The sequence below is a fragment of the Bacillus sp. AFS053548 genome (assembly GCF_002575105.1).
GTDB lineage: Bacteria > Bacillota > Bacilli > Bacillales > Bacillaceae_G > Gottfriedia.
Genome location: NZ_NUHI01000001.1, coordinates 1 through 15,284, shown reverse-complemented (window position 1 = coordinate 15,284; position 15,284 = coordinate 1). Strand labels below are relative to the sequence as shown.

Genomic DNA, 15,284 nt, shown 5'->3' with positions numbered 1-15,284 from the left:
GGAGGTTACTTAATGCAATTTAAGCACCGATCACAATTATTTCAAAAGCAACCTCGCGCTTTTACTATTGGAGCAATTGAAGAAATAAATGATGAATGGGTCTTTTTCGATGATGAAACTGATGAGGCATTTTTACTTGAGGATCTTATCGATGAAGATTTTGAAGTTTCTATAAATGAAGAGTGGGTTCCTGCTTCTTTAAAAAATGGTAATTTTCTTATTCAGTATTCCAAAAAGAAAAAATTACAAAATGGCGATATCCTTCGTATTCAAAGAAAGCTTTTATATAGCTTCGACTCACTATTGAAAAATTTGACCGATGAATCATTTTATACTTTAGCGTATCTACTAAATACACATAGTTTTTCCCTATACGATTGCTTGTACTGTCACAACTTCCTTTCATTTCAGCCTGAAGGTTCACCTTCTGAAGGAGTAAATTTCATCGTATTTGATAATGGAGAACTTGTTTGTTCAGTATATCACCAATTTAGAATTTCATCTGAAGAACAAAACCACCGATTTGAACTTACGAAAGCAACAGGTAACCGCTACCTATTAACTCAACTTTCATAAATACAAAAAAACTGTCACAAGAAATTTGTGACAGTTTTTTTATTAAGCAAAGAAGTGAAAACCTTGTGGTAATCTAAATCCTAAATATAATAAAGCTAAAATAAATACTGTAAAAATAGTTGCAGGAACAACCATTTTACGGTGTTTCTTAGAAGACACTGTGAAATATTCAAACACACCTAACATAAGAATACCAAGTGTCATTTTTACGTTATAAAGCATCATCATATTAGACGGCATATTTTCTTTATTAGAAATATGAATAAATAAATACAGTCCAGTTCCTAAAATAACGAAGTATAAAAGACGTAAAATCATATGGGCAACTTTCACATTCCAACCATTTTTGTATCCGTGCCCAACAATTAAAGCTAAAATAATAGCGATTACCCACGATGTAATATGTAAGTGAATCATTTCGTTTCCTCCCAAATATATATTCTAAATAATCATAACATAAGTGCTTGAATAAGGAAAAATGTAGATGAAATGGAAATGGAAAAGATTTTAAAAAATTCACAAATTGTTCAAAATATAAGCTATGAATTTATACCTATTACCCGTTATAAAAAGCATGACTTAATATTCATTTTTAAAAATCATAAATTATATTAATCTAGGATTGTAATCTACTGTCGAAAATAAATTCAATATCATCTATAGCTCCTTACAATTCGACACTCCGTATAGTTTATCCTACAAAAACCTTTCAATTTCCACTATCCCAAGATGGAATGCAGATGAATATTGTAGTATTTTGTAAGTTTTACACTTCTTTTAGCGAATGTCTTCTCATATGAAAATGATTTTGTATAATAGCATTACATACATCGTGAGACCTAGACATAATTCCCTATTCTTGAACAAAGTTGGTGACTAAATTGCTGCTTCATGTTATAGAGAAAAAACGGGCCCGAATGGTATATTATGCGGGACGATATGGCTTTACGAACAAGAAAACAGTTTTATGTAGCCAGGAATTGGACAGGCTAATGAATATGATTTCGACCTTTACCTCTTCTAAAAGGAGAGCCTAATAGCTAGCTTGCGATTAGTTTATTCTAATTGCAGCTAGTATTTTTTTTGGTTATAGAATAAGAAATCTCATCTCTTTTTATTTTCCCCTTCACCCTTTTCTTCCTATTAAAAATTAATACTTCTTAACAATACATAGTCTACAATCACGTTTTAGGTTAAATGGCCATATAATACATAATCATAAAAGAACAAAGGGTGTACAGTCATGCCTGCTTATGTTGGAGTAATTAATATCGTCAGTGTCGGTAGTAGCGCTGTAGTTAACGTGGGTGATGCATATAATATCATACCTAAAAGTAGTGCTCAAACGTACGCCGGTGCTGGTTCGTTTAATACTGGTGATAATGTAACAGTTTATAACAATAAAAGTATTTCGACCGTATATGATCAAGACCAAGTTGATCAACCAATGGTTGGCAACATGTAAAGGAGGATGTCGTTTGAATATATATATACATCAAACTATTATTATTAATCAGCTAAAAACTGGTGGGATCGTAAACTCATCTGTTTTTCAAATTGGAACAACAGGACATATAAATGCAAAAACGATAACGAATAATACTGGAGATTATTTAGAAGCAGCACCACCAATTACTGAACCAGGTCAAATCGTTCACACCTCGCAACAAACATAATTTTATTCCTTTAGCAAATTGAAAGCGAGGGAATTCTATGAATCAACTAGAATTAAGACAGACTCAAATTGAGCAATTACTATTTGAACAGTCTCAAATAATTGAACAATTAAAAGCTAAAGTTGTTCAGCTTGAGGCTACAGTTCTTGAACTTTCTCAAAGACCTGAGACAAAAATTGATAAAATTGAATATAAATTTGACCAATTAAAAGTTGAAAATTTAAATGGCACCTTAACAATAGGGCTGAATCCACTTCAAGCTCCTACATTTGATGATTTAACAGTGGAAAACCAGCAAATTGATATTAAACCTGATAATAATTTGAAAGCTTTGAAATCATATATTGAAGAAAGAATTCACTTCCATTTAAAGGAAGAAGCATTAGAAACCATCCTCCAATTAGAAACAGAGCTTAGAGTTGCTGTAGATGATTATTATCGACAAATGATGATCGATGATATACGAAATCAAATGGATATTAGGATTCCTTACTATATTGATTTATATAAAAATAAACCAAACTTCGCTGATAATCCACTCCGATACTCTGAAGAAGTCGTTTTACACATGTTAAGAGATATTCGAACTGCCTATAGTGCCTTTTTACAAAACTTACCACATAATATTGGAAAGGAGAATAAAGGATGAATTTAAATGTAACGAATTGCAATTTACAGGTTGATGAAATAAAATTTACAGCCATTTCATCGTCTTCATTATTTTTGGTTGGCGATGCTCATAATATTTCACTATCTTCTATATTTGACACACCACCAGAATCATTAATTATTGGACCATTTGTACCTTTATCTGTAAGTTAATGTTTAAAATTGATCCAAGATTTCGTTTAGCCGCAGTAGAAAGATATGATGTAAATACAGTACTATTTTCAAGCATTTTACAGTTTGGGGATGTATTTTCAATGAATGCGGAGTCAAACGCTCTCGCACTTCAAGAAGAAGGGAATGTGTTTGCTGATTTTAACAGAGATATTTTTGAAATATATCCACTTTTTAAAATCATTCCAAAACATCTTCCATATGTTCCTAATGTAAATTTAAACCGAGTGAATCTTAACCCGACAATCCAAGTTGGTTCAATAAATTATAATGCTATAAGCTCAGCCAGCGCATCCATTATTGGCTCAGTTCATGATGCCACAATGTTAGCCCGAGTACATCAAATACGACATTTTATCACAACACCTACAATACATTACCAAACTCCAGGCATTCATGCTCAACCTACTTTTTCTCAACTAATGCAGCCAATGATGACATCATCAACGCAACCCGTTCACTCAGATATACTTGTTCAACCAACATTCCAAGTTTCGCCAGTTGTAACGCCACATACTGTAGTTCCGGTAGCACCTGTAGTTCCAGTACACACCGTAGTACCAACTGTACCTACAGTACCTGTAGTTACACGAAAAAAAGAAACATCAGAAACAAAATCAACCGATTAAGAAAGGAGAATATTTCATGCCAACATTTCTTGGTGCAATTGTTATCACAAGTAATGAAGGAAATATAAATACAGGAGATCTGAATAATATCTCACCAAAAACACAAACAAAATCATATTTCGGCTCAGGCTCAGGTAATACTGGGTTTCTACCCGCAACAATAAGCGGTGCAAGTGCAACTAATACACTAGATGCCGATCTAGCAGATCAAAATGAAGTCGCAACTTTATAATTCAAAAAAAGCGATGCAGGCGCATCGCTTTTTTCTATAACTCTACAATTTGACCACCATCAAAAAAGTAGAGATATTTAGCTTTAACTAGTTTATCCATACCCGCTTCAATTGCCTTTGAATAAAGATCGAGTTGAACACCATATCTTCTAATTGCTTCTTGCTTCAAGGCATCGCTTGTTGCAAATGCACCAGTTCGATCGGTTTTGTAATCAATTAAGATAACCTCGTCACCATCAATTAAAAGTAAATCAATAATCCCTTGGATTAATACAACTTCCTCTTCATCTTCCCAATCTTTATAAATTTCATTTGTTGAAACACCATAACTAAATGGTACTTCGCGCAAATTTTGATTTGAGTTTGCCACTAATTGACCAAGTTGTGATTGACAGAATTCAAAAATCTCCAAGCTATTTACTGCTTTCCCTTGCTCTTGGGTAATTAATTCTTTTAAAACCATACTATCTATCTGATCAATGATGTCTTCATGAGATGAAACAAGTTGATAATTTAGATTTTGCATTACAGCATGGGTAGCAGTTCCTTTTTCAGCTGAGTTCATTTTTTGTTCTGACATAAATTTTGGTCTTTCAAGTGGAAAATCTTTTGTTTTAGTCGCTGTAAAACTTTGATTATATGGGTCTTCCTCTTGCATTTTTCTTTTTAATTCTGTCACAGATTGTTTAGGTCGATATAGAGTTGATTGTCTGTGTTGATATTGCCAGTTTAATTGATTCTCTAGTTTTTCATGAAGCTCATCATTGTTAATTTGAATCGGCTCTTTTGACTGGAAAGCTTGAAATACTTCGACTTTATTATTTTCTACGTCCTCAGCTACCAATGATTGAATTGTAGAAGCATCTACAATTGAATAATTCCAGCGACATGGGTAAAACTGAATTTCATTTTCTGTATGCCACAAATCATCTTCGAGTCTAATTGCATTACTAGAATCGTGCCGAATGATCGCAGGACCAATCCAATCAAGATAACTTTTAGCACCACTAATAATGTTTAATGGCAGTAGCCATTCTTTATGGTTTTCAACTTCCTTCCAACTTTCAATCATTTTTTGTGCATCTTTTACTTTACCTACTAAAATAAGCTTTTCTCTTGCACGAGTTAATGCAACATAAAGAATTCGTAATTCCTCGGAAATTAACTCTTCATGTTCCTTGCGCTTGATTGTTTCCTTCAAGAGAGTTGTATTAGTCGTTCGATACGCAGAATGTACAAAATTCATACCTAAACCTAATTCCTTTTGTAGAATGAATTTTGCTCTTAAATCCTGCATATTAAATTGCTTAGATGTATTCACGACAAACACAACAGGAAACTCTAATCCCTTACTTTTATGGATTGTCATCATTTGGACGACATTTTCTTGATCACTTAAAATACGAACTTCATCTAGCTTTTCATCTCTTTCTTGCATACGATCTAAAAATCTTAAAAACTGAAATAGACTTCTATAATTTGATTCTTCTAATGCTTTTGCACGATCAAATATCGTAATTAAATTTGCTTGCCTTTGTTTACCACCTGGTAACCCTCCAACAAAGTCATAGTATGTAGATTCCTTTAATACCTTCCAAATAAAGATTGAAAGTGTCTCCCTTTTAACGAGTCGTTTCCATTCCTTTATTTGTGAAAAGAAATTTACTAATTTAATCGAAAGCTGTTTATGACGGTTTTCATAATTATTTAGATAATCTTGACATGCATCGTAAAAGGATCCATTTTTATGATTTAGTCTAATCATTGTTAATTCCGGTTCCGAAAGCCCTACAATTGGAGAACGTAGGACAGATGCAAGCGGAATATCTTGAATGGTATTATCGATTAGCTTTAATAAATTTAAAAAGACAGCCACTTCAATTGTTTGAAATAAGTCCTTTGATTTCTCTGCATATAGCGGTATACCTAACGCTTTGCATTCTTCAATATACAAATCTGCATTCGATAGTGAACGGCCTAAAATAGCAATATCATTATATTTTACTGGTCTCATTTCTCCAGTCTTTTCAGTTACTAAATATTCACTTTCAACTAAATCCTTTATTCTTCTTGCTACATACCTTGCCTCAATTTGTTCAAGCTTTTCTTCAACAAGATCATCATCTTCTTGTTCACTGTACTCAGCCTCATTTTCTTCTTCATCTGAATTCGTTAATAAGATTAATTCAGCAGCGCAATCTGAGTATTCAGGATAGCTCGCACCTAGCTTTAACATCGCATCTTCATCATACTCAATTCCACCAATTTCTCTTCCCATAATTTGTTGAAAAATAAAATTGGTTGCATCTAATACTTCCGCTCTACTTCTAAAGTTCTTAGATAAATCGATTCTCAAGCCAGTTCTTTCATTTTTCTCTTTTTCATATAAATTGTATTTATTTATAAATAGCTGTGGTTCTGCTAATCGAAAGCGATAGATTGACTGCTTAACATCCCCAACCATAAAAAGATTACCAGACGCTCCTGTACCTTTTGTGATTAACCTTAAAATCGATTCTTGTACATAGTTCGTATCCTGGTATTCATCAACTAACACTTCGTTAAACTTTTCTTGATAAACTCTTGCAACTGATGAAGGTACTAATAAATCTCTTTCGTCTTTTTCCTTTAAAATTTCAAGTGCATAATGTTCTAAATCATTGAAATCTAAAATTCCATTTTCTAATTTTGCTTCTTTAAATAACACGATGAAACGATTAACAAGTTCAATTAACTTTTCAACTAAAGGCTTTAATTCACTTATTTGTTTTAATTGAATGTCAATACTTCGACTAAAATACTTATCTCTTATATCATCAATCTTCTTTTTAACATCTTTTCGGAAATTCGCTACTAATTCCTTTTTCTGTTGATCTCCCTCTGTCTTTTTAATAGTTGGCAATCGATTAAATACTATTTTTTGTAGGCCAACATGTATTTCTTCCCATGATTTTTCTGAAGCATGGAATAAACATTCTAAATTACCATACTCCTCTTTAAACACTTCAGCATACTTGATTGGGCCATCAGGACTCTCTATAATATCCAATGCTTGTTTATAAGTGTTTATACAAGCAAACATATCATCTTGAATAAATTTCTTAAGCTCTTGAATAAAAGGGATCTCATCAACAGGTTTACCTACTACATTATATTGATGAATGAATGCATTTAAAAACTCACTTGGGTTAGGGTTAGAAATTGCATGACGATATAGCTTTAATATTAATTTTGGTAAATCATTATCATCTCGATCACTAGTATATCGATCAACTAAATCAAAGAAGACTACATTAGATTCATCACTGTATTCTGACTCCATCAACTCTTCTAACACTTCATCCATCAGTAATTGAATCTCAATTTCTTCTGCAGTACGGAAGTTTGGATCTAATTCTACCATATAGTAATTTGATCGAATGACTTCAGTACAAAAAGAGTGAATTGTTGAGATTGAAGCTTTATTTAACAAAGAAGCTTGTTTCCTTAAATGATCAGATTCAGGATTATTTACAAGTTGTTTCTCTAATGCAGTCCCAATCCTTTCTTTCATTTCCTGGGCACTTGCTTTTGTAAAAGTAACAACAAGTAATTCATCAACATTTATTGGATTTTCATCACGAATGATTTTTTGAATAATTCGTTCAACAAGAACAGCCGTCTTTCCAGAACCAGCAGCAGCGGCTACAAGAATATCTGACCCTTCGAAATCAATCGCTTTTTGCTGGTCGACTGTCCATGTTGTTTTACTTGCGTTATTTTCTTCTTTACTCATCTTTATTCACCACCTCGATCATTTTTTGTAATGCTTCGCTATCTTCTAAAGGAGGTAGAACACGATATTCATTACCTTTTACATTCGCATCAAATTGACACACTGATTGGTATGAGCAATATGTACAAGGTATTTTATCCTTTTGCTGATATGGATTTGCTTTTACAAAACCTTTGTATATTTGCTGACCAGCTTCAGTAAATTTTTGCTTTATATAATTCGTCATCATTGGGTATTGTTCAGGCTTTACCGTTTTTGAATATTTTGCCATGTACTCTCCGGTTTTTTTTAGCCTAATCGGTACAATTTTTGAAGAGCTTCCGTCTTGAATTAATGCTTCATCCATTAACGTATTGCTTTCACGATCTTCTAAAAGTAATCCATTCATTTTAAACTTTTTAAAGATCTCATCCTGAATTTCATCGAGTTCGATATTATTTTTAACTTTAACAATCGGATTTTGAACATGGAAATAAAGAATACCAGCAGGGTCCGCGTGTTTTCCAAGTAATGTTGTTGAATTTGCTACAGCTATATCTAAATATGTTAGTAACTGTAAAGCAAGTCCGTAGTATACATCTGATAACTTTAATTCCTTTTTCGTTGATTTATAATCCAAAATTCGTAAGTAATCGCCTTTTTCACTTGTTGCTTTATCAATTCGGTCAATACGGCCATTTAATACCATTCTTCTCTTCCCATCAATCGGAAGTTGATAAGAATTTAACTGTTTACCCATACCAAATGGTACTTCTAAAGCAACAGGAACGAATTTACCTGCATGCTCTTGTTGACTTAAAATTGAGGATACTTTAGCAATAACATCCTTCATTTTTTTCTTTAAAAACATATATCGATTCGTACTTAACAAAATCTCACGTTGAAACTTTGGAGAGATTTCATCTACTACTTTTGCTGCTAATTCATCACATTCTGAATTCGTTAAACTACTCCAGCTTTTCCCGGTCTGTAAAAGATTCTCTCCAATAATTGTTAAAGCACTATGGAATAATTGCCCCATATCAAATGATTCAAACTTATAAATTTCACGTTCTTGTAGTTTTAAACCATAACGTGCAAAATGGGCATATGCGCATTGATGGAAAAGCTCGATTCGTGATACCGATCCACTCAATTCTTCCCCATATAATTCTGTACTTAAATCTTCTCCAAGATCTTTCGCGACATTGTTATACATTACACTACTTATTACTTTATACAGTTTATCTTTTGAATCAGAATTTTCTCGTAAGACATTATAAAGCGTCCACCATAAATCCATATTCGTTTCAGTTTCCCTAGTCGACCAAACTTGAAGCTGAGATACTAAATTCGTTAGCGCTGTACCATAATTTGTAATAGCTGTTAGTTGTTCTCCTACGGAACTAAATGTTAGGTCTCCACTTTCAAATCGTTGATGTATATTTGGAAAAATCGATTTTATCCTTTGAATGAGACTGGATGGGGCAAGACTTTTCCCATCATCACTTGCTAACGGATAACTAATGATTAACTCATGACTTGCTCGATTAATTCCAGTATAGATATTAAAATTTTCTACAAATAATTGGTGCTTACTTGTTGGTGCTACTTCCACACCAAATGATTGTAAAAACTCTCGGGCAGTATCGCCTAATAATCCGTCTTCATTAGCCTTCCTTGGAATAACTCCTTCATTTACACCAATGATATAAGCACACTTTACATTTTGTAATCTTGAATGATCAAAATCAGCTATGTTTATTTGATCTAATGATGCAGGAACATTCGCAAATTCAAGAGATTGAAAACCAGTTTGAAGAATCTCAAAAAATGTTTTACGTGACAGTTTTTCTTCTCCAATTAATTCAACGCATTCATCTAAAAGTTGAATAAACCCTTTCCAAACCTGCTCATGATCCTTACTTTCAATTAAATTTGATCGATTTTCAGCATCATCCTTTAAACGGTGAAGCTTCCTTGAAATATCTAGTGATTCAACAAATTCATACAATGCTACACACATTTCTCTCGCATTTTTGGCTTGCTTTAGATTGCTTTGAAATGTCAGAATTGGCTTTACTAATAAATCTCTTACTGAATTGATTAATGCCTCGAATTCTAACTCTTCATTTGTTATCCCTCTATCAATACCTTCAGTTGAGCGATACTTTCGATACTTCCATGGCTCTTCGATCGTCCACCTTTTTCCTTGCTTACCATACGCTATGCAATAATTCTCAAATAACTCGAGCTGTTCACGATTCTTATCACGATTACTTTCGAATGGATAAACTAATTCCGTTTTATACGCATTGAAAACTGATTCATATCGCCAATTTTTTTGAATGATATCGAAAGTAGCTTGTAAAAACGTAAATAATGGATGTGTTAGCATTGATCGCTTTTCTTCTATGAAAATGGGTATTTGGTACGCATGAAAAATAGTTGAAATCAAGTGTGAATAAGAATCTCCATTTCTTAAGAAAATGGCTATATCACGATAACGATATCCTTGATCACGTACCTTATTTATAATATCTTTCGCAATCCCATTTACTTCGGCTCGACGATTAGATGCCGACATAATCTTAATTCCATCTGATTCAAACGAAGGCTTAACTGGTCTATTATCAAAATTCGTTTCGAAATATTTCAAATCATTCGATTGATTTCTTAAGTTTTGATGACAAATAACAGGTTGCTCTATTGTTTGCTTTGTATTTAAAGCAATCTCTTTAATTTGTTGATATAGAAGCGCTGGTTTATAAAATAAATTTAATTCATGTGGTAAAAAATCATCATACGGCCGGTCAATTGTTAGAGAGAAATTTACCTCACTACAATATCTCATTAACTCCTCAACTACATTTCGCTCTTGAGGTGCCAAATCATAATATCCATCAATATAAATAATACTGTCTTTTATATAATCACTTTTAGGTAATTCTTGAATCAACAAATTTAAATAGTCTTCTGAATCAAGATACTTATCTTTCATATATGTATTAAAAGCATCAAAAACTATTTGAATATCATTTATCTTTTGTTGAATAAAGATATGATCCTTCGATGAATCTTGCTCCATTTGTAAAATAACGGAAGATAATTCATCTGAAGAAACTTGAAAACCTTTAAACTCTGCAATAAGACCCGTTAGTTCCTTATAAAACCCTTGTCGATCAGCAACGTGATGAAAAACTTTCAATTCTTCTTTCTTTTCCTCAATAATCTTTCGAAGAATCATAGAAATTCCAATTTCACCAATATGAATCCGACTGATTCCACCTGTTTCTTGTAAAACCTTCCAAGCTAATCGAGTAAAACTAAAAACTTGGGAATTAATAATTGCTTTTTTTTCCTGCCTTCTAACTAATTCATATTCCATCTGAAAGGTCATTTGGTCAGGTACAATAAAGATGATATTTTTTGTTTCATTCTTTAATCTATTTGTTATTTCTTTTAAAATGTGATGCGTTTTTCCACTTCCTGCACGTCCTAATATAAATTGAAACGACATAAAAATCCCCTCCTTATTGTATTAGAATAATGGTTGTTATTTAGTAAAAAAGTGTGTTTAAATGTGTACCTAATAAGAAAAGCCCCCATAAGGAGCTTATTTGTTAAAATTCGTATTCAAACTTGAAAGTGGCCAATAAAGTAGGTCGACCTTCCCTACAATTTTATCAATTTTTACAAATCCAAACAAACGACTGTCATAACTTTTTGGTCGATTGTCCCCTTCAACAAAAACATAGCCTGGTGGAACTTTTGTTTTACCTGTAACTTCGTTTAAATTATAATCAGGTGTAAAAGCTGTTCCTTTTAAAGAACTCTTGTAATCATTTAAATATGGTTCATTCCATTTTTTATTGTTAACATAAAGCTGATCATCTTTATATTCAATTGAATCTCCAGGTAAACCAATCACACGTTTAACATAATCTTCTTTTTTATTTGCATGAAATACAATTACATCAAATCTGTTAATATCACCAATTTCATATCCAAATTTATTTATAACTAGTAAGTTTCCATCCTTTAATGTTGGCATCATAGATTCTCCATCAACTACATATGTAGAAAATAAGAACGTTCTTACAATAAAAGCAATTGCGATTCCAATTATGATCGCTTTTCCCCAGTCAAATACTTCTTTCCTTAGCATAAAGTAGCTCTCTCCCTTTTGAGTAATAAAGCTTTATTGCTCATCAGATGATCGAGGCGCACTCTTTTTCTCTGTTGTTTTTTCTTTGATGTTCATACGTTTCTCAATCACTTTTCCAACAATCCATAATACGAATATAAAAATTCCTATGTACAATGCTTTAATCGGTTTTTGAAACACTGAAGTTAAATCTTTCCCTAAATAACTAATCATCGCGATCATAGTAAACTTTCCAAGTACTAATGCGATTAGAAATTGCGATATTTTAATACGTGACAAGCCGGCTACTATATTTATTAAAAAAGATGGTGAAAACGGAAATGCAAACATAATAAAAATTGGACCAAATCCCCTTTTTTCAATCCACCCTATTGATGATTCTACTTTCTTATGCTTACTTACAAATGAAAAAAATCGTTTCTGACCAAATTTTCTAACAACATAGAATAGTAAAATGGAACCTAAGCAAGAACCAATCCATGAATATAGAAAACCTAATAAAGGACCAAATGCTGCTGCATTAGCAAATACAAAAATGACCAAAGGTAAAACTGGACAAATTGCTTCAATAAAAGGGATTGATATTCCAACTAATGGACCATAATCTTTGTATTGTTGAATGAGATGTAAAAAATGTTCTTCTGTAAAAAAAGCCTTTAAGTCAAAAACGTTCATTTAAATATGAATCTCTCCTTAAGCCGTATTTCTAAATAGATATCCTTACTGTTAACATTATCACATATAACTATTTATTCAATAATAATAAATGATTCTAACTAGTATTTTTTGTAATAATTTGACTGATTATCTTATAAATATTTTTTTACTAATTTGTTCCTAATGATGCTTAATGTAATTCTAATAAACTATCTTTAAATAAATAAAAAAACTACTTCACTAAATGGAAAAGTAGTTTCGTGTATAGACAAAGTCCTAAAAACTTGATTTACAGACTGAAATTGTCAATTAAATAAGTAATGTCTTAATATATGAGGTCTGTTGCTTTTTCTTTAATTATATTTATAATTTCTTCTACCTCTGCTTTACCTTTGTATAACCAGTAATTCCAACTATCATTGTTTAAGATGGCTCCTACATTAGAACCAATTAAATCTCTGTATTAAAAGAAATTTTGATATTTCATCGTAAAATAATAAACAAGAGTTAAAAGAGCTAAAATCGAAAAGTTATAAAAGCTAAACCTTATAAGGTATATTTTACTTTTTTGTGGATCTCTCATAATAAAAAGCTTAAATGAAATTACACTTGCGAGGGAAGCAACAATCGTACCAAGTCCACCTAAATTCACACCTACTAATAAAGGCTGCCAATTCACAGAGAATTTTGATAAAAAGATTGCAGCTGGTACATTGCTTATCAGTTGGCTTAAAATTATAGAACTGAAAAAGATTGATGTGGGACTTTTGAGATTTTCGCTGGCATATGTGTGTACTACTTTTAATTCCGATATGTTTCCTATAAATATAAAAAAACATATAAAAGTAATAAGCAATAAATAATCAATTTTCTTCAATAATTTTATATCAAGTATACATGCAGTTCCTAATGCGATGATAAACGTAAGTTTGTAGCTTAAAACCCCTAGTATGGATGCAGATATGATGCCAAATAGTATACCCCATACTATTGCCTTTTTTTTATTTTTTATAAGAATATACGGAAGTTCCATTTCCAATGTTTTACTATTCAATCTTTGGTTAAAAAAGAATAACAGAACAATTCCCAGAACCACTAATAGAAGAATTGTTGTAAAAAATTGTATAGGCCTTATTCCGTAGTAAGTAAATATGAAAAGATTTTGTGGATTTCCCATTGGAGTTAGGCTGCTTCCGATGTTAGCCGCAATTGTCTCTAGAATAATAGTATCTAACATAGAAGTTTGGATAATCTTACTAATTATAAGAGTTAATGGTACAAATGTTATTAATGCCACATCATTCGTTACAAGCATGGAACTAAAAAAGCATAATAAAATTAGGATTGCTGAAACACTTTTACTATTATGACATTTACTCAGTATAGCAATGGCGAACTTATCCAATAGTTTAAGATCTTCCAGAGCCTTAACTACCAGCATAAGATTAAATAAACTGACTAATACTTTAAAATTTATATAATCTAGTTTTGGTGCATGGAATAAACAGCTTCCGATTGCTAACAAGAATGATATGGTAAATACAATATCTTTTTTTAAAATTCCAAATTTCAATTTCACTTTTTTTTCGTTTTCCACATAAATATATTCTTTCATCAATCCCCCTCCAGTATTTTCTATTCTACTACACCCCCCTGTTTCTTGCATTTGAAATTTCGATAAACTTAAAAAATGCCATATTTCCCATTAAATTACAGGAAAAATGGCATTTTTCGTATAGGGATAATGATTTGTTTTGACTTGATGGGTATTTGTTGATACCCCTTATTCAACTAAAGCACGCGATACTTCCATAACGAAGTAGCTTTTATTCTTTTCGTCTTTATGATTTGTACATTATAGGAAAAGGGATATTTATAATTATGAAAAAATAAAATCGATTCTTGTTTGGATAAAAAATTTTATAAAGGCATTTATTGATTCAATTCCATGGAATTTCTAAATAGTTCTTTTTAAGATAAGTGTTTATAAATCTTATGTAACTAGTCGAGTAGAATGGAGTCTTTTTACCTTGCGGTAAATTGCACTCCACCCCCTCTCAGAACCGTGCTTGCACTATTAATGCACACGGCTCCTCCAGTAATCATTTACAGAATGTAGCTAATTTCTTTTCTTAAATCGTAGATATTCACCTTAACCCTTGGTGAGGGTAGTGGATATTTGCTCAGGAAGAGTCTGTATTTCTCCCATTTAAAGGATTTCCTTTGACTTCTTCTATTGAGCCATTTGAATATTAGGTTCTCGATTTTAACTTTGAAAATGTTAACACTTGGAATATTATCCGTGATGCAATAGTAGTTGAAATAACCAATAAGCGAGCGTTTGAATCTGTCCATGATTATATGAATATTGTTATTTCTATTCTTCTTCAACCATTCTTTAGACTCTTTTAATTTGCTTTGTACTTTCTTACTACTTGATTTCCGTTTCACTCGGAACTTTCCTTGTTTGCTTTTGCCACAGTAATGAGTAAAACCTAGAAAATCGAAGGTTTCTGGTTTTCCATTTCCCTGATGCTTTCCAAGTTTCTCCGCAAGCCGTCCGAAGGGAATAATTTTGGTTTTATCTTCGGCTATTTCCAGATTAAACTTCTCGAGTCTTAATTTTAGAGATTGAAAGAATTCCTCAGCTTCATTCTTAAATTGAAAACAGCACACGAAATCATCCGCATACCTTACTAGGTATGCTTGTCCATCGCACTGTTTCTTGACGCTTTTCTCGAACCATAAGTCA

At 32.1% G+C, this 15,284-nt stretch carries 15 protein-coding genes; 8 read left to right on the top strand and 7 right to left on the bottom strand.

What is annotated here, in order from left to right; genetic code table 11:
• Positions 1 to 12: 12 nt before the first annotated feature.
• Positions 13 to 576: a DUF2777 family protein gene (locus CN946_RS00075; protein WP_176526030.1), complete on the top strand. Its 564-nt coding sequence runs from the start codon at positions 13 to 15 to the stop codon at positions 574 to 576.
• Positions 577 to 618: 42 nt separating this feature from the next.
• On the opposite strand, the gene CN946_RS00070 is transcribed toward CN946_RS00075, so the two are convergent.
• Entirely contained in the window at positions 619 to 993 is a 375-nt protein-coding gene (locus tag CN946_RS00070; RefSeq protein WP_098427745.1) for a DUF1516 family protein, read from the bottom strand.
• A gap of 464 nt (positions 994 to 1,457) precedes the next feature.
• Here CN946_RS00070 and CN946_RS00065 point away from each other — a divergent pair, with 464 nt between their 5' ends.
• The 7 genes from CN946_RS00065 (at position 1,458) to CN946_RS00035 (ending at position 3,953) form a co-directional block, all read left to right on the top strand.
• Positions 1,458 to 1,613 (top strand): aspartyl-phosphate phosphatase Spo0E family protein, encoded by a 156-nt coding sequence (locus tag CN946_RS00065; RefSeq protein WP_088012099.1) that lies wholly within the window; start codon positions 1,458 to 1,460, stop codon positions 1,611 to 1,613.
• Between the two features lie 206 nt (positions 1,614 to 1,819).
• Entirely contained in the window at positions 1,820 to 2,041 is a 222-nt protein-coding gene (locus tag CN946_RS00060; RefSeq protein WP_098859360.1) for a spore germination protein, read from the top strand.
• 13 nt (positions 2,042 to 2,054) lie between these two features.
• Positions 2,055 to 2,252, top strand: coding sequence for a spore germination protein GerPB (locus CN946_RS00055; RefSeq protein ID WP_098859359.1), 198 nt, complete (start codon positions 2,055 to 2,057; stop codon positions 2,250 to 2,252).
• A gap of 37 nt (positions 2,253 to 2,289) precedes the next feature.
• Entirely contained in the window at positions 2,290 to 2,901 is a 612-nt protein-coding gene (gene gerPC, locus CN946_RS00050; RefSeq protein ID WP_098859358.1) for a spore germination protein GerPC, read from the top strand.
• Positions 2,898 to 3,074, top strand: a complete 177-nt coding sequence (locus CN946_RS00045; protein WP_069032956.1) for a spore gernimation protein GerPD — start codon at positions 2,898 to 2,900, stop codon at positions 3,072 to 3,074. The genes gerPC and CN946_RS00045 overlap by 4 nt, the downstream gene beginning before the upstream one ends.
• Complete coding sequence (locus CN946_RS00040) at positions 3,074 to 3,721, top strand: spore germination protein GerPE (protein ID WP_098859357.1); 648 nt, start codon at positions 3,074 to 3,076, stop codon at positions 3,719 to 3,721. Before CN946_RS00045 ends, CN946_RS00040 begins: the two co-directional genes overlap by 1 nt.
• Before the next feature lie 16 nt (positions 3,722 to 3,737).
• Positions 3,738 to 3,953 (top strand): spore germination protein, encoded by a 216-nt coding sequence (locus CN946_RS00035; RefSeq protein WP_098859356.1) that lies wholly within the window; start codon positions 3,738 to 3,740, stop codon positions 3,951 to 3,953.
• Positions 3,954 to 3,987: 34 nt separating this feature from the next.
• Here the strand turns inward: CN946_RS00035 and addA are convergent, their stop codons facing one another.
• The 6 genes from addA to CN946_RS00005 all read right to left on the bottom strand — a co-directional run.
• Complete coding sequence (gene addA / locus CN946_RS00030) at positions 3,988 to 7,728, bottom strand: helicase-exonuclease AddAB subunit AddA (RefSeq protein WP_098859355.1); 3,741 nt, start codon at positions 7,726 to 7,728, stop codon at positions 3,988 to 3,990.
• Positions 7,721 to 11,227: a helicase-exonuclease AddAB subunit AddB gene (gene addB / locus CN946_RS00025; RefSeq protein WP_098859354.1), complete on the bottom strand. Its 3,507-nt coding sequence runs from the start codon at positions 11,225 to 11,227 to the stop codon at positions 7,721 to 7,723. Before addB ends, addA begins: the two co-directional genes overlap by 8 nt.
• Before the next feature lie 96 nt (positions 11,228 to 11,323).
• Positions 11,324 to 11,875 (bottom strand): signal peptidase I, encoded by a 552-nt coding sequence (gene lepB, locus CN946_RS00020; protein ID WP_098859353.1) that lies wholly within the window; start codon positions 11,873 to 11,875, stop codon positions 11,324 to 11,326.
• Between the two features lie 33 nt (positions 11,876 to 11,908).
• Positions 11,909 to 12,550 carry a TVP38/TMEM64 family protein gene (locus tag CN946_RS00015; protein ID WP_098859352.1) on the bottom strand — a complete coding sequence of 214 codons (642 nt, stop codon included), beginning with the start codon at positions 12,548 to 12,550 and terminating at the stop codon, positions 11,909 to 11,911.
• 445 nt (positions 12,551 to 12,995) lie between these two features.
• Positions 12,996 to 14,147, bottom strand: coding sequence for an SLC13 family permease (locus CN946_RS00010; protein WP_141546833.1), 1,152 nt, complete (start codon positions 14,145 to 14,147; stop codon positions 12,996 to 12,998).
• Positions 14,148 to 14,638: 491 nt separating this feature from the next.
• The coding region (locus CN946_RS00005; protein WP_286133767.1) for a reverse transcriptase domain-containing protein at positions 14,639 to 15,284 on the bottom strand (646 nt) is incomplete at its 5' end.